This window comes from Roseomonas sp. HF4, from assembly GCF_005222755.1.
In the GTDB taxonomy this organism is placed as follows: Bacteria; Pseudomonadota; Alphaproteobacteria; order Acetobacterales; family Acetobacteraceae; genus Neoroseomonas.
In genome coordinates this window covers 159607-178154 of the sequence record NZ_STGD01000004.1, presented here as the reverse complement: position 1 = coordinate 178154, position 18548 = coordinate 159607, and the positions used below count along the sequence as shown (strand labels likewise).

Below are 18548 nucleotides of genomic sequence, written 5' to 3'. Positions count from 1 at the left end.
GTCAGAGACCGTTTGACAATGCCGGCACCGGTCCGCACCCCAACCCGGCCACCCGTCCAGGATATTGTCGTGGGGGGCGGGGATGCGGGCGGTGCCGGACATCAGAACGCGCCCGAAGGCGCACTCTCAAACGGTCGCTCAGCCCATCAGCCCCGTCACCCAGCGCACCACGCCGAGCTGCGTCAGGTCGTTCCATGTGGCCAGGACCATGAGAGTGATGAGCAGGGCGAAGCCGCCGCGGAAGGCGTATTCCTGGGCCCGCGCGGTCAAGGGCCGGCCGCGGATGGCCTCGGCCGCGTAGAACACCAGGTGCCCGCCATCCAGGATCGGGATCGGGAACAGGTTGATCAGCGCGAGGTTGATCGACAGCAGCGCGATGAACGTGAGCAGCGAGACGGCGCCCATCTCCGCCACCTGTCCTGACAATTGCGCGATCCGCAGCGGCCCGCCGATCTCCTCCGAGCCGCGCTGCCCGGTGATCATCTGCCAGACCCCGGTCAGCGTCTGGCCGGACAGGGAGACCATGTGCCAAGTGCCGGAGACCATCGCGCTGAACGGGTCGAGGCGCTCGCGCTCGAGCACGCCGCCGGTGATGCCGAGCATGCCGCGCCCGTCCTCCGGCCGCGCCGCGGGCGTCGCGACGATCTTCACCTCGCTCTCGCCGCGGCGGACCAGCACCTCGATCGGCTGGCCGGCACGCGGCTGGACGTGCTGTTGCAGGTCCTCGAACCGCGAAACGCGCTCCCCGTCCAACGCCAGGATGCGGTCCCCGGGCTGGAGGCCCGCGCGCTCGGCGGCCGAACCCGCGACGACCGTCTGCACCGCCGTGCTGCCGACCGGCCGCCCGACGGTCGCGAACAGCACCGCGAACAGCACGGCGGCGAGCAGGAAATTGAAGGCAGGGCCGGCGGCGACGACGATCGCGCGGTCGCCCACGCTTTTCTCATGGAAGCTCTCGCCGGGGCGGAAGCTGCCGGGCTCGGGCTGCGTGTCCCCGGCATGCTCCATGCCGTGCATCTTCACGTAGCCACCGAGCGGGATCCAGCCGACGCGCCACTCGCAGCCGCGCTTGTCCTGCCACGATGCGATGGCGCGGCCGAAGCCGATCGAGAAGCGTTCCACATGCACGCGCCGCCAGCGCGCGGCCAGGTAATGGCCGAGTTCGTGGACGAAGATCAGCACGCCCAGCACCACCAGGAAGGCCAGGATGGTGCGGAACGGGTCGGGCAGGAAATCCATCGTCAGGTTCCGTCTTGGGCGGAACGGCCGTCAGGCCGCCGCCCGGTCCGCGGCGATCCTTGCCGCCTCAAGCCGTGCCGCCGCATCCAGTGCCAGGATGGCGCCGAGGCCCGACGCGTCCGGCGCCCCAAGGCGCGCCAGCGTCTCCTCGACCACCGCGGCGATCTCCAGGAAGCCGAGGCGCCGGCCGAGGAACAGCCCGACCGCAACCTCGTTCGCAGCATTCAATATGGTGGTCGCCCCACCGCCCGCCCGCAAGGCCTCCCGCGCCAGGCGCAGCGCCGGGAAGCGCACGGGATCGGGGGCGAAGAACTCGAGCCGCCCCAGCGTGACCAGGTCGAGCCGCGGCACCGAGGCCGCCATGCGCGCCGGCCAGGCCAGGGCATGGGCGATGGGGGTGCGCATGTCCGGCGTGCCGAGCTGCGCCATCACTGACCCGTCCGCGTACTGCACGAGGCCATGGACCGTCGATTGCGGGTGGACCAGCACCTCGATGCGGTCCTCGGGCACCGGGAACAGGCGGACCGCCTCGATGAGCTCGAGGCCCTTGTTCATCATGGTGGCGGAATCGATGCTGATCTTGGCGCCCATGGACCAGACCGGGTGCCGGATCGCCGCCTCGGGCGTGACCGCGGCCATCGCCTCGACCGCCATGGTGCGGAAGGGCCCGCCGGAGGCGGTCAGCACGATCTTCTCGACCGTGGCGTAGGGGTCCGCGCCGCCGCCCCGCGATTCGAGCGCCTGGAAGATGGCGTTGTGCTCGGAATCGACCGGCAACAGCGTGGCGCCCGACCGGCGCGCGGCGGCCAGCACGATCTCCCCCGCGCAGACCAGGCTTTCCTTGTTGGCCAGCGCCAGCACGCCGCCGCGGCCGAGCGCGGCGAGCGTCGCCGGCAGCCCGGCGGCGCCCACGATCGCCGCCATGGTCCAGTCGGCCGGGCGGTCGGCGGCGGCCAGCACGGCGTCCTCGCCGGCCGCCGCTTCGATCCCGCTGCCGGCCAGCGCGTCGCGCAGCGCGGGCCAGGCCGCGGGGTCCGCCACCACCGCGACGCGCGCCCGAAGCCGCCGCGCCTGCGCCGCCAGCCCCGCCGCATCACGGTTCGCGACCAGCGCCTCCACCCGGAAGGCGCCGGCCGGCGCCTCGTCCAGCAGGGCCACGGTGCTGCGCCCGACCGAGCCGGTCGAGCCGAGGATGGTGACCGATCGCGTCATCGCCAGAGAGGCTGCCCCTGGCCGAGCATGAAGGCCAGCAGCGCCGCGACGGGTGCGGCCGCGATCACGCCGTCCAGCCGGTCGAGGAGCCCGCCGTGCCCGGGGATGAGGCTCGAGGTGTCCTTCACGTCGAAGCGCCGCTTGATCCAGCTTTCGACCAGGTCGCCCACCTGCGCCATGACGCCCAGCATGGCCGCGACGGCGGCCGCTCGGGACGCGCCGCCCGGCGCCAGAACGGCCGCCGCCGCGACGCCCACGAGCACGGCCGCGGCCAGCCCTCCGGCGGCCCCGGACCAGGTCTTGTTGGGCGAGACCGCGGGCAGCAACTTCGGCCCGCCGAAGGCCCGTCCGGCCATGTAGGCACCGATGTCCGACGCCCAGACCACCAGGAACAGGAACAGCACGTTGGCCCGTCCCGCCTGGTTGTCGTGGCGGAGCTCGATCAGCGCGATCCCCGCGAGGCCGATGTAGAGCACGCCGGCCGCGAGCCAGCCCGCCGGATGCCGCGGCGCCACCGCATCGCGCATCCGGGCCGCCGTCCACCAGGTCAGCGCCCAGCCGACGAGCAGCGCGACCAGCGCCGCACGCGGATGTTCCGCGACCGCCAGGATGCCCGCTGCAAGCACCGCGACTGGCACCGCCAGGCCCGGCAGAACGCGGGTGCTGAGGCCGCAGAGATGCACCCATTCCCAGGTAAGCAGCGCCACGGCCAGCGCGATCAGCAGCGTCCATGGCGTGGCGCCGAGCCAGATGCAGGCCAGCGCCGCCGGGCCCAGCACCAGCGCCGAGAGGAAGCGCTTGCGCAGGTCCCGCCAGCGCCGCGGCGCCGCGGCCGGTCCGGCCGTCGTGCTCAGGGCCGGGCTCCGAAGCGCCGGTCGCGCCGCCGGAAATCGCCGATTGCGGCAGCCAGGTGCTCCGCCCCGTAGTCGGGCCAGAGGACGTCCTGGAACACGAATTCTGCGTAGGCTGCCTGCCAGAGCATGAAATTGGACAGCCGTTGCTCGCCGGAGGTGCGCACGATCAGGTCGGGATCGGGCATCCCCGCCGTATGCAGCAGGCGCCCGAAGGCTGCCGCGTCGAGCGCGCCGGGGGCGAGGCGCCCTTCGGCGATCGCCGCGGCGGCGGCGCGCACCGCGGCCAGGATCTCGTCCCGCGCGCCGTAGGAGAGCGCAACGTTCAGGTTGAGACGGGTGCCGCCCGCGGTCGCCGTCTCGGCCGCCAGGATGGAGCGCGCCATCTCCGGGCCGAAGCGCGAATAGTCGCCGATGACCCGCAGCCGCACGCCCTCGCGCACCAGGCTCGCGACCTCGCTCCGGAGATAGAGGCGGAGCAGCCCGGTCAGGGCGGAGACCTCCTCCATCGGGCGGCGCCAGTTCTCGGAGGAGAAGGCGAACAGCGTGAGCCAGGACACGCCCTGCTCGGCCGCCGCCTCGACGGTCCGGCGGGCCGCTTCCGCGCCCGCCTTGTGGCCGAGCGCCACCGGCAGGCCGCGCCGCTGCGCCCAGCGGCGGTTGCCGTCCATGATGATCGCGACATGCAGCGGCCCATCCGCCGGCGCGGCGGGCGCGGCGACGGCCTCGGAGGCGGCGCTCATGCCATCCCCACCCCTGCCCGCCCGGCCGCGCGCCTGCCTGTGCCCAAGGAAACCCTCCGCTGCCGCCCGTCGTCAGACCGTGCGGATGTCCTTTTCCTTGTCCACGAGGGTCGCGTCCACCTGCTTCACGTACTGGTCCGTGAGCTTCTGGATCTCGTCCTCGGCGCGCTTCGCCTCGTCCTCGCTGGCCTCGTGCTTCTTCACCCAGCCCTTGACCTGCTCCATGCCGTCGCGGCGGACGCCGCGGATCGCGACGCGGGTGCTCTCGGCGTAGCGGGCGGCGGCCTTGGCGAGCTCATTGCGGCGCTCCTGCGTCAGCGGCGGCAGGGGGACGCGGATCACCTGGCCCTCGGCCTGCGGGTTGAGGCCGAGGTTCGCCTCGCGGATCGCGCTCTCGACCGCCTTGGTGACCGCCTTGTCCCAGACCTGCACGGACAGCAGCCCGGGCCCGGCGACCGAGATGTTCGCCACCTGGTTCAGCGGCGTGACCGAGCCATAGGCCTCGACGCGGATGGGTTCCAGCAGCGCGGGGCTGGCGCGGCCCGTGCGCAGGCCCTGGAATTCCTTCTTCAGCGTCTCCATCGCGCCGTCCATGCGGCGCGTCAGGTCCTGCTTCAGGGCCTGGAAGTCGGCGGCCATAAGCCCCTCCCTGTCAGTGCCGGTCCTCGTGGACCGTGGTGAAGCGACCCTCGCCCTTCATCACCGCGGTGAAGGCGCCGGGCTCGTGGATGTTGAAGACGATGATCGGCAGGTGGTTCTCGCGCGCTAGGCTGATCGCGGCAGCGTCCATCACCGCGAGGTCCCGCGCCAGCATGTCCAGGTAGGTGAGCGTAACGTAGCGTTCCGCGTTCGGGTTCTTGCGCGGGTCGGCGGAATACACCCCGTCCACCTGGGTGCCCTTGAGCAGCGCGTCGCAGGCCATCTCGGCCGCCCGCAAGGCCGCCGCGGTGTCGGTCGTGAAGAACGGGTTGCCCGTGCCGGCAGCGAAGATCACCACGCGGCCCTTCTCCATGTGGCGGACGGCGCGGCGGCGGATGAAGGGCTCGCAGACGCTGGTCATGGGGATGGCGCTCTGGACGCGGGTCGAGACCCCCGCCTTCTCGAGCGCCGACTGCATGGCGAGCGCGTTCATCACGGTGGCGAGCATGCCGATCGAATCGGCCTGGGCGCGGTCCATGCCGGCGGCCGCGCCGGCCACGCCGCGGAAGATGTTGCCGCCGCCGATCACCATGCAGACCTCGACGCCAAGGTCGACCACGCCCTTCACGTCCTCGGCGATGCGGCGGCAGACGGCGGTGTCCAGGCCGTAGTCGCGCTCGCCCATCAGGGCTTCCCCCGACACCTTGAGCATGACGCGCTTGTAGGCTGGCTTGTCGCTCATGCTCGGGGGTTCACGCATCCGGCTGGAGGGGTGGGGGCCGCACCATACTGGCCGGCCCCGGGGGGCGACAATAAGGCGGCGCTGGGCGGAAGCGCCCGCCCGCGCCGGTGCCCGGGCGCCATGCGGCGCCCGGAAGCCTCAGCCCTGGCCGGCAGCGGCCGCGACCTCGGCCGCGAAGTCCGATGCCTGCTTCTCGATCCCCTCGCCAAGCTGGAAGCGCGCGAAGCCGGTCATGGTCGCGCCGGCCTTCTTCACCACTTCCTTCACGCGGGTCTCCCCGTCATGGACCCAGACCTGCTCCAGCAGCACCACTTCCTCGTAGTATTTGCGGATGCGGCCCTCGACCATCTTCTCGATGATCGCCTCGGGCTTGCCCGACGCGCGGGCCTGTTCGCTCAGCACGTCGCGCTCGCGCACCAGCGCCGCCGGGTCGACCGCCGAAACGTCGAGCGCCTCGGGCCGGGCGGCGGCGACATGCATGCCGATCTGGCGGCCGAGTGTCTCCATCACGGCGGCCTCGGACGCGCCTTCGAGCGCCACGAGCACGCCGATCTTGCCCATGCCGGGCTTGACCGCCGAGTGGACGTAGGTCGCGACCGTGCCCTGCTCGACGTGCAGGCGCTTGGCGCGGCGGATCGACATGTTCTCGCCGATCGTCGCGATCAGGTGGGTCAGCTGCTCGGCCACCGTGCGGAAGGCCGTGCCGCCCTCGACCAGGTCCATCGAGCCCGGGTAGCGCGCGGCCTTCAGCGCCTCGATGTCGTCGCCGACCGTCAGCGCGAGTTCCGCGACCGCCGCGCAGAACGCCTGGAAGTGCTCGTTGCGGGCGACGAAGTCGGTCTCGGCGTTGATCTCGACCATCGCGGCCGTGCGCGGCGCCGAGGCGACCGCCACCAGACCCTCGGCGGCGACGCGGCCGGACTTCTTGGCCGCGGCCGACAGGCCCTTCTTGCGCAGCCAGTCGACAGCCGCCTCCATGTCGCCGGCGGCTTCGACGAGCGCCTTCTTGCAGTCCATCATGCCCGCGCCGGTCTTCTCGCGCAGCTCGCGAACCATCGCCGCAGTGATCTCGGCCATCGGAATGCTCCGTGGTTGCCAGGTGAAGGAAGGTGCCGGGGCCGCGAGGGCCCCGGCGGGCAAGGCTCAGGCCTGCGGCTGCTCGGGCGCGACCTCGGCAGGGGTCGCATCGGCAGGGGCCGCTTCGGCGGCCGGGGCCTCAAGTTCGGCCTCGACCTCGGGCAACGCCTCGGGGGCCAGGTCCTCGGCCGCGCCGACATCGACACCCGACGCCTGGAGTTCGGCCGAGATGCCGTCCAGCACGGCGGAGGCGACCATGTCGCAATACAGAGTGATGGCGCGGATCGCGTCATCGTTGCCCGGGATCGGGTAGGTCACGCCCTCGGGGTCGGCGTTGGAATCGACCACGGCGATGACGGGGATGCCGAGCTTGTTGGCCTCCTCGATCGCGAGCTTCTCCTTCACGGTGTCGATCACGAAGATGATGTCGGGCAGGCCGCCCATCTCCTTGATGCCACCGAGCGCGCGGTCGAGCTTCTCCTTCTCGCGCGTCAGCATCAGGACTTCCTTCTTCGTCAGGCCGCTGGTGTCGCTGCCCAGACGCTCGTCCATCTGCTTCAGGCGCTTGATCGAGCCCGTGATCGTCTTCCAGTTGGTCAGCATGCCGCCAAGCCAACGGTGATTGACGTAGTACTGGCCGCAGCGGGTCGAGGCTTCCGCCACGTAGTCGGCCGCCGCCTTCTTGGTGCCGACGAACAGCACGCGGCCGCCGGCGGCGACGGTGTCGCGCACGGCCTTCAGCGCACGCTCCATGAGCGGCACGGTCTGCTGCAGGTCCAGGATGTGGACCTGGTTGCGGATGCCGAAGATGTAAGGCGCCATCCGCGGGTTCCAGCGCCGCGTATGGTGGCCGAAATGAACGCCTGCCTCGAGCAGGGCGCGCAGGGAAACTTCACGCATCGCCATGGGGCGAGCCTCCTTCCTGTAGTCCGGTTGGGCCTCCGCGGCGCATTCCCCCGTTTCCGGGGACCGGACCCTGCCTGGTATGGGAAGGGTGCGCCGCGTGCGAATTACCGGGCGGGGTCGCCCCCGTCCGGCGGGGCGGGGTATGGCGGAAAGTGCCGGCGGGGGCAAGCCCGGCGCCCGAGCCCCGAACGCCAGCTGCGATGACGCGAAGAGTTTCTTGGCGCCTTCATTGCGCCCGGGTCCTGACACGCCCTAGCAGGGTGGAATGGACCAAGCGCCGTCCATCCCGATTACCGCCGGGCCGCAGCTCAGAGCGCCTGGCTACATCCCGGAAGTCGATGCCCTGCGGGGCATCGCGATGACGGCGGTGGTCGCCATCCATTCGGGCATCCTGCCCTTTGGATGGATGGGCGTCTGGGCGTTCTATGTCATCTCGGGCTTCGCCGTGACCACCTCCTGGCTTGCGCAGGGGCGGGGGCGGTCGGCCGCGCGAGCCGTGCGGGATTTCTACCGCCGCCGCGCCCTGCGGATCTGGCCGCTCTACTTCGCCTATCTCGGCCTGGCCGTCGGATGGCTTGCCTGGACCGGTCATCGGGGCTGGATCCAGGACCTGCCATGGCTCGCCACCTTCACCTTCAACATGCGGATGATCCTGGTCGACTGGAGCGGGCCGGAAGCCTGGACGGGCTTCGGGCATCTGTGGACGCTTGCCGTGGAGCAGCAGTTCTACCTGGTGCTGCCTCTCGTCTTGCTGCTGCCTTCGCGGCGGATGATGGTCTGGGCCCTGGTCGTGCTTGCCGTCGCGGCGCCGGCGATCCGCCACGTTGCGGCGACCGCCGCGCTCGGCGCCGGTTGGGGCGAAGGCCGCGCGGCCTTCGCGGCCTATGCCCTCGCGCCCGCGCATTTCGACGCCTTCGCGGCGGGGGCGCTGATCGCGCTCGCGCGGCATGCGGGCGCGATACGGCCGCGCGCGGCGCACCTCGCTGCGGCCGCGGCCGCCCTGATCGCGGTCGCCCACGTCGGCGCCTTCCTCGCGCTCGGCATCGCCCGGCACGGGGTGGGGACGGAAGCGCTGCGCAACATCGTCTCCGGCATCCTGGTGGGCGACGGGCGGGAAGTTACGGTCTACCTGCTGCCGGTCTCGGCCGCCGCAGCCGCGCTGCTGGCCATCCTGGCAGGCCGCCGCTGGGCACTGGCGCCGTGCCGGGTGCCGGGGCTTCAGGCGATGGGCCGGGTTTCCTATGGCGGCTACCTGTTCCACCTGCCGGTGCTGATGGCGTTGCAGGCCCTGCTGCCCTTTGCTGCCTTCGGCGTCCCGGGGCGGATCGGGCTATTCTTCGTCGCCATGGCGGTCACGCTGGCGCTCGCCGCCGCATCGCATCGCTGGTTCGAAAGCCGGTTCCTGCGCCGGTCGGGCGCACAGGCCCGCGACGGCAAGGCGCCGCGCCCCGCCCAGCCCCTGGCGGCCTGAGGCCGTGGCGGGCCGGGTCGGCCGAACGGCGCGCCGCCGGCGCCGCCATGCGCCGAAGGCGACGGCCACCGCCAGCCACCGAAGGGGACCGTGTGCCATCCTGCCCCCCTTCGTCCGGCGTCCCCGGCGCGGTCGCTGCGGCGACATGGCGCGAACACCGACTGGCGCCGCCGGCCGGCGTCGCGCAGGCTGCGCCGGACAGGCACGCCGCGGGCTGTGCCGCAACCCAGGGGCACGCCGTGGACAGCCTGCGCCGGCACATCCTCGACCTTTCCCGCCGCGGGGCGCTGCGTGGCGCCGCAGGGCTCGCCGCCCTGGCCGCGCTCGGGCCGATGCCGCGGCGCGCCCTGGCCCAGCCCTCCTTCCGCGGCTTTCCCTTCACCCTCGGCGTCGCGAGCGGGGAACCCGCGCCGGACGGCTTCGTGATCTGGACGCGCCTCGCCCCCGAACCCCATGCCCCGGATGGCGGCCTGCCGCGCGCCGCCCTGGCCGTCGAATGGGAGGTCGCCGAGGACGAGCGTTTCGCGCGCATCGCCGCCGCCGGCACCGCGCTCGCGCGGCCGGAACTGGCCCATGCGGTACATGTGGAGGTGGGCGGCCTGACGCCGGGCCGGCCCTGGTTCTACCGCTTCCGGATCGCCGGCGAGGCCAGCGCCACCGGCCGCTGCCGCACCGCGCCCGCCGCGGGTGCCGCGCCCGCCCGGCTGCGCTTCGTCAATGCCGGCTGCCAGCACTACGAGCACGGCCATTTCACCGCCTGGCGGCACATCGCGGCCGAGCCCGACCTCGACTTCGTCTTCCACTACGGGGACTACATCTACGAATACGGCGGCCGAGCGCCGGGCCAGGGCGGCTGGGGGCCGGTCGTGCGCTCGCATCTGGGCCAGGAGACGATCGCCCTCGCGGATTATCGCCAACGCTACACGCAGTACCGGCTCGACCCCGACCTGCAGGCGGCGCACGCCGCCCACCCCTTCCTGGTCAGTTACGACGACCACGAGGTGGACAACAACTGGGCCGGCGACGTCAGCGAGGAGGACGGCCGCGGCCGTTTCCCCGTCATCGTCCCGCCCGAGGTCTTCGTCCTGCGCAAGGCCGCCGCCTTCCAGGCCTGGTACGAGCACATGCCGCTGCGCCGCGCCGCCATGCCGCGCGGGCCCGACATCACGGCCTATCGCCGGCTGGACTTCGGGACCATGGCGCGCGTCCACGTTCTCGACACACGGCAGTTCCGCGACGACCAGCCCTGCGGCGACGGCGCGAAGCCGGCCTGCCCCGACGTGTCCCGACCCGATGCGCAGATGCTGGGCGCGGAGCAGGAACGCTGGCTGCTGGGCGGGCTGGCGGATAGCCCGGCGCGCTGGAACATCATCGCCCAGCAGGTGCCGATGATGCGGCGGGACTTGCGCGGCGGCGCGATCTCCATGGACAAGTGGGACGCCTACCCGGCGGCGCGGCACCGGCTGCTCGACGGCATCGCGGAGCGCCGCACGCCCAATCCCATCGTGCTGTCCGGCGACGTGCATGTCGCGCTCGCCGCCACGATCCGCCGCATGCCAGGCGGCGCGCCGGTGGCGACGGAATTCACCGCCACCTCGATCACCAGCGCCGGCGACGGCACCGAGACGACACCGGCAGGCGAGGAGATCCGCAGCCGCAACCCCGACATCGCCTTCTTCCACGCCCGGCGCGGCTACTGCGTGAGCGAGGCGGGACCCGGGCGCATGACGACCGAGTTCGTCTCGGTGCCCTTCGTGACGCGGGACGGGGCGGCGCGGGAGACGGCGGCGCGGTTCGTTGTGGAGTCCGGGCGGGCCGAAGTGAAGGTCGGGGGAGGATGAACCTCCCCCGGACCCCCTCCCTTCTTTGGCACCTGGTGCCCGCGAAGGTTGGGGGGGAACGAGCGCCCGTCGTCGTTGCTGGGCAGCGTCGATGGGACCCGTGGGGGGGAGAAGTTTCCTCCTCCCCCGCCGTCAGGACCCGACCTTGAGCGTGCTGGTCAGCCCCCGCAGGCAGGCCAGGATCGACAGCGGCGTGATCCTGCCCGTGCGCGGGTTCTCCGCGCTGGGCACGTTCTCGATCGTCATGGTCAGGCGGGCGCTCGCGGCCTCGACGCGGATCGTGTGCTGGTTGCGCGTCTGGGCGGGATCGGCCCAGATCTCGACCATGGTGCGCTCCGGCCCGATGCCGGCCAGCGCCAGCGCGGCCGCGACATTCACGTTGGCGGGGAAGCCCTGCGCCGCGTCGAAGGCATTGCCCTTGAAAATGCGCGTGGGCGTGGTGATGGCGAGCACGTCGATGGCGTTCTGCTTCAGGTAGGGCGCGCCCTCCAGCCCGCGGGGCGGCTTGCGCGTCTCGATCGTCACGCTCTCGACCTCGCCTTCCGCCGCTGCGCGCACGGCATCGAGGCCGAGCAGCGCGCCGGTCGGCACGACGATCCGCGCGCCGGTCTGCTTCGCGCGATCGACCAGGTGCATCCGCGGCAGCAGCGCGCCGACGCTGCTGGGGACGAAGATGCGTCCCGCCTCGATGGCGGCAGTCGCGATCTCCTCGAAGGCCGCGGCGGGGGCGGCTTCCACCACCACGTCGCAAGCGGCAAGCTCGGCGTTCGAGACGACCATGGGCGGCACCTTGAAGCCGCCGACATTGGCCTGCGCCTTCTTGAGGTCCCGTGCAGACACGGCCGCCAGCCGCAGCCCCTGCACGCCGGCGTCCAGAGCGCGCGCCAGATGCAGCCCGATCGCGCCCAGCCCCGCGATCCCTACCGTCAGTTCCCCCGCCATGCGTGCCTCCGTGTCCATGCCGGGCGGCGGTAGCACGGCCGGCGGCCGGAGTCAGCGCGCCGCCTTGTCCAGGATGCTGCGGCCGAACAGCGCCGAGGCCGCGACGCCGAGCCAAAGCCCGCCCGTCGCCAGCCGGATGGTCGCGCGCGCGGCCTCGGTCTCCAGCCAGACGCCGAGCGCCATGTTCACGACACCGATCCCGATGCCAAGCCAAACGAAGAGCCCGAGTTGCCGGCGATACTGCGCGCGGAATTCCTCGGGCGTCCCCTTGTGGCGCTTGCGCACCCAGCCGCCCGCGACCTTCCGCGCCTCGATCGGCGTCCAGACGATCAGCGCGGCGGCGCAGACCAGCGCCACGAGTTCCAGCATGCTGGGGCCCCTTCCCTGCGGGCGCGGCCCCGGCGCCGCGCTAGTCCTCCTTGAAGTCGTAGGCCGGGACGCCCTGTTCGGCACCGTAATACTTATACGGCAGGAACTTGCCCGTCATCTCGATCTTCACGCGGTCGCCCTTCTCGTGCGCCATGCGCTCGAAGTGGAAGTCGAAGTCGATGGCCGACATGATGCCGTCGCCGAATTCCTCCTCGATCAGCGCCTTCCAGGCCGGGCCGTTGACCATCACCATCTCGTAGAAGCGGTAGATCAGCAGGTCGGTCGGCGGCATGGCGGTGCCGCGATAGGGCACCTCGTTCAGCATGCGCTCCTCGACCTCGCTCAGGCCGAACAGCGTCGCGGCCTTCTTCGCGAGCGGCGTCACGAGCTTCATCTGGCCGAGCAGTGCGCCGACGATCAGTGTGTCGGACATGCCGCCGATCCCGGTGCAGATGTGCTTCCAGGTCCAGCCCTTGGCGCGCTTGATGTCGAGGATCTTCTCCGTGAGGTCGGCACGGGTCATCGGCGTTTCTCCTGCGTAGGCCGGGGTCATTCCGCCGCGAGCGGCGGCGGGATGGAAAGGGCGGGGCTCACTTCGGGGACGGCGCGCGGCGACCAGCCCGCGGGCGGCGCCTTGGCGCCGAAGTCCTTCGAGCGGGTGATCAGGAAGTCGAGCACGTGGTCGCGCAGCGCGTGGTAGCCCGGCATGTGGTGCAGGTTGGCGCGCGTGCGCGGCGTCGGCAGCGTGTTGACCACGACCTCCGCGATGCGCGCGCCGGGGCCGTTCGACATCAGCAGGATGCAGTCGGCGAGCAGGATCGCCTCGTCCAGGTCTTGGGTAATCATGAAGGCGGTCTGCTGGGTTTCGGTGACCAGCCGCGCGACCTCATCCTGCAGCGCCCCGCGCGTCAGCGCATCGGGCGCGCTGAAGGGCTCGTCCATCAGCAGCATCTTGGGCGCGAGCGCCAGCGGGCGCGCGATGCCGACGCGCTGCTTCATGCCGCCCGAGAGCTCCGCCGGCTTGCGGTCCGCCGCCTGGGACAGGCCGACGCGCGCCAGCGCCTCGCGCGCCGCCTTGTCGTGCTGCGCACGCGACCACGACCGGTGCCGGCAGGACAGCGCGAAGGCGACGTTGGCCGTGGCCGTCATCCAGGGCATCAGCGCATGGCCCTGGAAGATCACCGCGCGGTCGAGCGAAGGGCCGGAGATCTCGGTCCCGTCCATGATGACCGAGCCAGGCGATGCCGATGGAAATGCGCATCCCCGTCACGATGGTCGGCGCCGCGGCCGGCAGGATGACGCGGATCGCGGTCTTCCAGGTGCCCGCTTCCAGGGTGCGCGCCACGCTCAGCCATTCCCGCCGCACGCTCGCCACGCCGAAGGCGGTGTTCAGCATCATCGGCCCGATCGAGCAGATGAAGATGACGAAGACCGAGGAGATGTTGCTGTCCTTGATCGTGTAGAGCGCGAGCGGCATCCAGGCGAGCGGGCTGACCGGCCGCAGCACCTGGATGAAGGGGTTGAGCGCGGCATTGAGCAGCGGCGACATGCCGATGAGGAAGCCGAGCGGGATGGCGACGATCGCGGCCAGGCCGAAGCCCGCGCCCGCGCGCAGAAGCGAATGGGAGATCTGCACGCCGATCCCCTGATCGTTCGTGCCGCGCACGTAGAAGGGGTCGGACAGGAGTTCGACCAGGCGCGTCCAGATCGCCGACGGCCCGGGCATCGGCGTCTGCCCGCCCTGCGCCGCCGCCTGGCCCAGAAGTGCCGCGTATTCCGGGTCGAGCACCGCGCCGCCGCCGCCGCGCGGCATCACCGCGATCTCCCAGGCGACCAGGAAGACGGCGAGGATCAGCAGCGACAGCGTCGCCGCGCGCCAGAAGGGGACCTGCACAGGCATGTCAGGTGCGGATCGCGCGCCCGGTCCAGGCGGCGGGGCCCGCCGGGTCGAAGCTGCGGCCCATGATCGTCTCGGTGCGGATGGGGCTCGCGGGCACGGTCAGGCCGAGCTCGCGCATGGCCTTTCCGGCATCGAGGGCGAGGAAGGTCTGCTCCGCCACCTGCGCGTAGTCCACGTCGCGCTGCAGCTGACCTCAGCGGCGCATCTGCGTCATGATCCAGATCGCCATGGAATGCCACGGGAAGGGATCGAAGCCGATGCGGTCCGGCACGCGCTGCACGCGGCCCAGGCCATCGGCGAAGGTGCCGGTCAGCACCTGCTCGACCACCGTCGGCGGCTGGTTCAGGTAGTTCTGCCCGGCGATGGCCTGCGCCACCTCGCGCCGGTTCTCGGCCTTGTTGGAATGGGCGGTGGCTTCCACGATGGAGCGATCAGGGCGGCGAAGGTGTTGGGCGCCTCGGTCATCATCGCGCGCGGCACGGCGAAGGCGCAGCAGGGGTGCCCCTGCCACAGCTCCTTCGTCAGGATGTGGATGAAGCCCACGCCGTCGAAGACCGCGCGCTGGTTGAAGGGATCGGGGCCGAGGTAGCCGTCGATGTTGTCGGCGCGCAGGTTCGCAACCATCTCAGCCGACGACACGGAGCGGATCTGCACGTCGCGGTCGGGATCGACGCCGTGGTCGGCCAGGTAGTGGCGCAGCAGGTGGTTGTGCATCGAGAAATCGAAGGGCACGGCGAAGCGGAAGCCCTTCCAGTCGCGCGGGTTGCGCTTCTCCCGGTGCTTGTTGGCCAGCGTGATGGCCTGGCCGTTGGTGTTCTCGATCGCCACGACCGCCCAGGGGATGGGCTGCGCGACACCGACGCCGAGCGACATCGCGATCGGCATCGGGCTCAGCATGTGGGCGGCGTCGTATTCGCCGTCGATCGCCTTGACGCGCACCACCGCCCAGCCGGCGGTGCGGATCACCTCCACGTTCAGCCCGTGGCGCGAATAGAAGCCCATCGGATGCGCCATGATGATCGGCGTGGCGCAGGTGATGGGGACGAAGCCGATCTTGAGGTCGCGCTTCTCGGGCGCGCCGGAGGCCTGCGCCATCGCCTCGCGCGCGCCGGCGAACGGGAACACGCTCTCGATGGCCGCCAGCAGCGTGCCCGCGCCGAACAGCCGCAGCATGGCGCGCCGCGTCGTATCCTCGGGAAAGACCGCCTTCATGACGGCGACGTCCGCGGCTTCGCCCAGGGCGGCGGTGCCGTCGGCCGGCGCGGCACCCTCGCAGGCCAGCCCGGCAGCGTGATTGCCGCGGCAGCCGCAGGCGTCGAGGCGACTCTCGGCCTAGACGGGGTTCTGGAAAATGCGTGCCATGGGTGCCTCCCGATGCCGGCGCGAGATGGCCGGCACGGCGTGGTCAGCAACGCACGTACCGGTCACCGGATCGGCACATGGGGCGACACCTCAGCACGAAACGCCGAAACATACGGCAATTGCTTGAATTTTGGTCGCTTGTGCCTCCAGCCAATTGGCCGTCGGTCAGGAGTGCGGATTGAAGTCAAGCCTCCCGGCGCCGGCCGTCCAGGCGTACACGACGCCCTCGAACTCATCGATCTGCCCCGGCGGGATCCGGGCGAAGCGGAGATGGTTGGGGTCGAAGGCCCATTCCCGATCACCGGACCGCGCGACCTGCTCCTCGAGCGCCCCGATCATCTCCGACCCGGTCGCCGCCGACAGCGCCTGGCAGAAATCCTGGCCGGCCTGGGTATCGGCCACCTGGCAGGCGCAGAGCCAGATCCGGCGGATGGCGCCCGCGACCCTCCCCCAGAGATGCGCATTGCCGAGGTGCAGCCTTGTCCCGAGCGCCACGCCATCCGGCGCAAACATGCCATGGGCATTGATGATCACCGCCTCGAGCCTCCCGCCCGACGCTGCCAGCGCACCTGCGACGAGGGTGACGATGGCGTCGACCGGCGTCCCGCGCGTCACGCGGTGCGTGTGGCGCATCGTGTAGTGGCTCTCCGAGGGAAACTCGGTCGAGTTCAACGCCAGAGCGGGCTGCGGGATCGTGATCATCGACGGCCTCCTGCCAAGAGCGTGTCAGGACCAGGATGCGCCGCCTTGCCGCGATCGGGTACGAAACGGTTCAGGTCGGCCGCATCACACCACGGGGCTCGACCCGCCATCGACGTTGATCGCCGTCCCGGTCACATAGCCGCCCATGTCGGAAGCGAGCAGCAGCGCCATGGACGCGAATTCCTCCGCGCGGCCGATTCGCCCGAGGGGGACGGGCTTGCCCTGCTCGGCCTTCCATTCCTCCCAGGTGATGTTGCGCTTGTCCTGGGCGTGGCGGCGGACCCACTGGTCGCTCTCGATGATGCCGACCAGCATCGCGTTCACGAGCACGTTGTGGGGCGCGAACTCGTTCGCGAGCGCCTTGGTCAGCGCCATGCCGGCGGCGCGCGAGACCGAGGTCGGCGTGCTGCCGCCCTTGGGCGCCTTCGCACCGATGTTGAGCACGTTGATGATGCGGCCCCACCTGCGGTCCCGCATCCCCGGCAGCGCCAGCCGCGAGAGCCGGATCGCCGCGAACAGCTTGAGGTCGAGGTCGTCCTGCCAGAGCGCGTCCGTCACCTCGAGGAAGGGCCCGCGCTGGGAGGTGCCGGCGTTGTTCACCACGATGTCCACCTGGCCGAGCGCCCGGACCGCACCGTTGTAGGCCTGCTCGCAACCCGCTTGCGTGCGGATGTCGCAGGCGATCGCCGTGACCTTGGCGGTGGGCGCGGCGTCGCGGATCTCGGCCTCGGCGCGGGCCAGGGCCTCGGCGCCGCGCGCGACCAGCGCGACATGGCCGCCGGCCTCGGCGAAGGCGCGGCCCATGGCGAGGCCGAGGCCCTTCGAGCCGCCGGTGATCAGCGCGGCACGGCCGTTGAGTGACAGGTGCATGGATGCTTTCCCCTTATCCGAAGGACATCCTGGCGACGAACGGCAGGAGCGGGAAGATGGCTGTATTTCCTGCGTCGGTCGAAATTATGTGTATAATTTCCTTGGCTCTGGAAGAAAATGCTATTATCATTTTAGTGGAAATGTCGATATTCGCGGCAGGTCCTCTCGTTGCTGCAGGCGATTTGAGCGCCGCAGCGAAGTAGCATGAGCCAGGCAACGGGAGGTTCCACGGAACTGGCGGCTACCAAGCCGCCGCCCATATGCCGAGACGTTTCAATGCCGCCCAGCATCTCAAGACTTCGTCGCCATGCCAACCGCGATCAGAACGGCTGTTGCTTCTACTGTGGGGAGCCACTGTGGGAGCCGACCGAGGAAGCGGACGCCGAGTTCGCACGGCGCATCGGCCTGACGCGCCGCCAGGCGCGCCGAATGCTCTGCACTGCCGAACATCTCCATCCGCGATGTGACGGTGGGCGCGACACACCCACGAATATCGTTGCCGCCTGCCTGACCTGCAATCGACGGCGCCACGCGCAACCGTGTCCGCCGGATTGGAAGGCCTATCGGCGGCGGGTCCGATCACGGCTCGCGCTGGGGAAGTGGCATGCGTCCGGCCGGCTGTCGTGCCGCGATGCTCATACTGCCGATGAGCATTACGACGCAGCCAAGTAGGGGGTGGGGCGACCAACGGGACTCGAACCCGTGACATCCAAGACCACAACCTGGCGCTCTACCAGCTGAGCTATGGCCGCCACCGAAGGCGGGGGGAATACGTTGGCAGCCGCCTGGTCGTCAACCAAGGCCGTGCGGATCCCGGGCCTGCGACGGGACGCCCCGTTTGGTAACGGTCACCGGCGGGTCCGGCTTCACCCGTCGAGAGCGTTCTTCACGAGCAGTGCAAGCGACCCGGGATGGGTGTGCACGTAGTCGCCGGTGCCGCCCAGAAGTCGCGTGATGTCGGTGTCCCAGAAATGGGGCTTCTTCGAATCCTGGCGCGGCGACGCGGGCCCGCCGCTCCTGACGCGTATGCCGTACTTGTCGTCGGAGACGATGTTCCGCCATCGGCAAATTCCGAGGAATACGGGGGCTTTGATCACCATTTCTGGCTCCAAATCCCCCGACTGAAACATGCGGATGATACCGTTTCTGCCACCAATCACGAAAAGCGCGTAGCTATCGACGTAGGTACGACTGTGGTTACCTCCGATATGAAGCTTCGGTGTATTCGATCCACCAAATGATCCTCGAACACCATCAATATTATCGAAAATAAAAAGTCCTTTTGTCTTCGTTCCGTCACCATGGTAACGATATTCCGTTACAAAATTCTTCTTTCTTAGAAGAAAATCCCGCGATTGCGGGCCGCTAAAATACGGATTGCGCACCTTTCCTTGTGATCTCGCAAGGATATGGTCGGGATCGCGGGTCGGATCCTCAAGGAAACATATTGCCATCCAACGAGATTTCCCTGCTCTCAGCCGGCACGCCATCGCAGGCGCCGGATTTCCTTGATCAGCACCGGACGTCGCCGAAGCCGGTCCGAAACCGGACTTGTCTCGAAACGACGATGACAGCGCAGGACGGGCCTGGCAACACGCGGCCGCGAGCAGCGCCGGGGAACGCCGCATGGCTGCCCCGCCCCGCGCCCGCATTGCCTTATGGATGGTCATGCCGGGATGCTG

The 18548-nt window shown here is 70.4% G+C and carries 21 protein-coding genes, 1 tRNA gene and 1 pseudogene; 3 read left to right on the top strand and 20 right to left on the bottom strand.

The annotated features are described in order from the left end of the window. Window positions 1-138 precede the first annotated feature (138 nt). The 8 genes from rseP to rpsB all read right to left on the bottom strand — a co-directional run bounded on the left by rseP (window position 139) and on the right by rpsB (window position 7409). A complete protein-coding gene (gene rseP / locus E8M80_RS08245; RefSeq protein WP_170979278.1) occupies window positions 139-1239 on the bottom strand; it encodes an RIP metalloprotease RseP in 1101 nt (366 codons plus the stop codon). A gap of 30 nt (window positions 1240-1269) precedes the next feature. Further along, window positions 1270-2451, bottom strand: a complete 1182-nt coding sequence (dxr, locus tag E8M80_RS08240; RefSeq protein WP_170979277.1) for a 1-deoxy-D-xylulose-5-phosphate reductoisomerase — start codon at window positions 2449-2451, stop codon at window positions 1270-1272. Beyond that, window positions 2448-3230 carry a CDP-archaeol synthase gene (locus E8M80_RS08235; protein ID WP_240789947.1) on the bottom strand — a complete coding sequence of 261 codons (783 nt, stop codon included), beginning with the start codon at window positions 3228-3230 and terminating at the stop codon, window positions 2448-2450. Before E8M80_RS08235 ends, dxr begins: the two co-directional genes overlap by 4 nt. A gap of 71 nt (window positions 3231-3301) precedes the next feature. Next, window positions 3302-4045, bottom strand: a complete 744-nt coding sequence (uppS, locus tag E8M80_RS08230) for a polyprenyl diphosphate synthase (RefSeq protein WP_137125198.1) — start codon at window positions 4043-4045, stop codon at window positions 3302-3304. Window positions 4046-4117: 72 nt separating this feature from the next. After that, complete coding sequence (gene frr / locus E8M80_RS08225; RefSeq protein WP_137125197.1) at window positions 4118-4684, bottom strand: ribosome recycling factor; 567 nt, start codon at window positions 4682-4684, stop codon at window positions 4118-4120. Window positions 4685-4697: 13 nt separating this feature from the next. Continuing rightward, on the bottom strand, window positions 4698-5426 hold the full coding sequence (gene pyrH, locus E8M80_RS08220) for a UMP kinase (protein ID WP_137125196.1): 729 nt from the start codon (window positions 5424-5426) through the stop codon (window positions 4698-4700). Window positions 5427-5564: 138 nt separating this feature from the next. Continuing rightward, entirely contained in the window at window positions 5565-6503 is a 939-nt protein-coding gene (gene tsf / locus E8M80_RS08215) for a translation elongation factor Ts (RefSeq protein WP_137125195.1), read from the bottom strand. A gap of 66 nt (window positions 6504-6569) precedes the next feature. Next, complete coding sequence (gene rpsB / locus E8M80_RS08210) at window positions 6570-7409, bottom strand: 30S ribosomal protein S2 (RefSeq protein WP_137125194.1); 840 nt, start codon at window positions 7407-7409, stop codon at window positions 6570-6572. Between the two features lie 265 nt (window positions 7410-7674). On the opposite strand from rpsB, the gene E8M80_RS08205 reads away from it, so the two are divergent. Both E8M80_RS08205 and E8M80_RS08200 read left to right on the top strand, forming a co-directional pair. Next, a complete protein-coding gene (locus tag E8M80_RS08205; protein WP_137125193.1) occupies window positions 7675-8880 on the top strand; it encodes an acyltransferase in 1206 nt (401 codons plus the stop codon). A 239-nt stretch (window positions 8881-9119) separates the two neighbouring features. Next, window positions 9120-10721, top strand: coding sequence for an alkaline phosphatase (locus E8M80_RS08200; RefSeq protein ID WP_206035592.1), 1602 nt, complete (start codon window positions 9120-9122; stop codon window positions 10719-10721). 132 nt (window positions 10722-10853) lie between these two features. Here the strand turns inward: E8M80_RS08200 and E8M80_RS08195 are convergent, their stop codons facing one another. The 10 genes and pseudogenes from E8M80_RS08195 to E8M80_RS08160 form a co-directional block, all read right to left on the bottom strand. After that, the gene (locus E8M80_RS08195; protein ID WP_137125192.1) at window positions 10854-11681 is read right to left on the bottom strand and encodes an aspartate dehydrogenase; all 828 of its coding nucleotides are present in this window, start codon (window positions 11679-11681) and stop codon (window positions 10854-10856) included. 33 nt (window positions 11682-11714) lie between these two features. After that, window positions 11715-12032 (bottom strand): hypothetical protein, encoded by a 318-nt coding sequence (locus E8M80_RS08190; RefSeq protein ID WP_137125191.1) that lies wholly within the window; start codon window positions 12030-12032, stop codon window positions 11715-11717. A gap of 40 nt (window positions 12033-12072) precedes the next feature. Then, window positions 12073-12555: a cyanase gene (gene cynS / locus E8M80_RS08185; RefSeq protein ID WP_137125190.1), complete on the bottom strand. Its 483-nt coding sequence runs from the start codon at window positions 12553-12555 to the stop codon at window positions 12073-12075. A 26-nt stretch (window positions 12556-12581) separates the two neighbouring features. After that, window positions 12582-13256: an ABC transporter ATP-binding protein gene (locus E8M80_RS26565; protein ID WP_137125189.1), complete on the bottom strand. Its 675-nt coding sequence runs from the start codon at window positions 13254-13256 to the stop codon at window positions 12582-12584. Window positions 13257-13320: 64 nt separating this feature from the next. Next, window positions 13321-13581: pseudogene (locus tag E8M80_RS27020) on the bottom strand (ABC transporter permease); the annotation flags it as partial. 352 nt (window positions 13582-13933) lie between these two features. Next, window positions 13934-14107: a hypothetical protein gene (locus E8M80_RS26560; RefSeq protein ID WP_240789946.1), complete on the bottom strand. Its 174-nt coding sequence runs from the start codon at window positions 14105-14107 to the stop codon at window positions 13934-13936. A gap of 18 nt (window positions 14108-14125) precedes the next feature. Beyond that, window positions 14126-14308, bottom strand: coding sequence for a hypothetical protein (locus E8M80_RS26555; protein ID WP_240789945.1), 183 nt, complete (start codon window positions 14306-14308; stop codon window positions 14126-14128). Then, on the bottom strand, window positions 14275-15144 hold the full coding sequence (locus E8M80_RS08170) for a CmpA/NrtA family ABC transporter substrate-binding protein (protein WP_240789944.1): 870 nt from the start codon (window positions 15142-15144) through the stop codon (window positions 14275-14277). Before E8M80_RS08170 ends, E8M80_RS26555 begins: the two co-directional genes overlap by 34 nt. Window positions 15145-15459: 315 nt before the next feature. Then, on the bottom strand, window positions 15460-15996 hold the full coding sequence (locus E8M80_RS08165; RefSeq protein ID WP_137125188.1) for a hypothetical protein: 537 nt from the start codon (window positions 15994-15996) through the stop codon (window positions 15460-15462). Window positions 15997-16080: 84 nt separating this feature from the next. Then, window positions 16081-16866, bottom strand: a complete 786-nt coding sequence (locus E8M80_RS08160; protein WP_137125187.1) for an SDR family oxidoreductase — start codon at window positions 16864-16866, stop codon at window positions 16081-16083. A 204-nt stretch (window positions 16867-17070) separates the two neighbouring features. Between E8M80_RS08160 and E8M80_RS27015 the strand changes: the two genes are divergently transcribed. Next, window positions 17071-17538 (top strand): HNH endonuclease, encoded by a 468-nt coding sequence (locus E8M80_RS27015; RefSeq protein WP_370287288.1) that lies wholly within the window; start codon window positions 17071-17073, stop codon window positions 17536-17538. 4 nt (window positions 17539-17542) lie between these two features. Here the strand turns inward: E8M80_RS27015 and E8M80_RS08150 are convergent. Continuing rightward, window positions 17543-17618, bottom strand: a tRNA-His gene (locus E8M80_RS08150). 114 nt (window positions 17619-17732) lie between these two features. Then, window positions 17733-18536, bottom strand: a complete 804-nt coding sequence (locus E8M80_RS08145) for a hypothetical protein (protein ID WP_137125185.1) — start codon at window positions 18534-18536, stop codon at window positions 17733-17735. Window positions 18537-18548 lie beyond the last annotated feature (12 nt).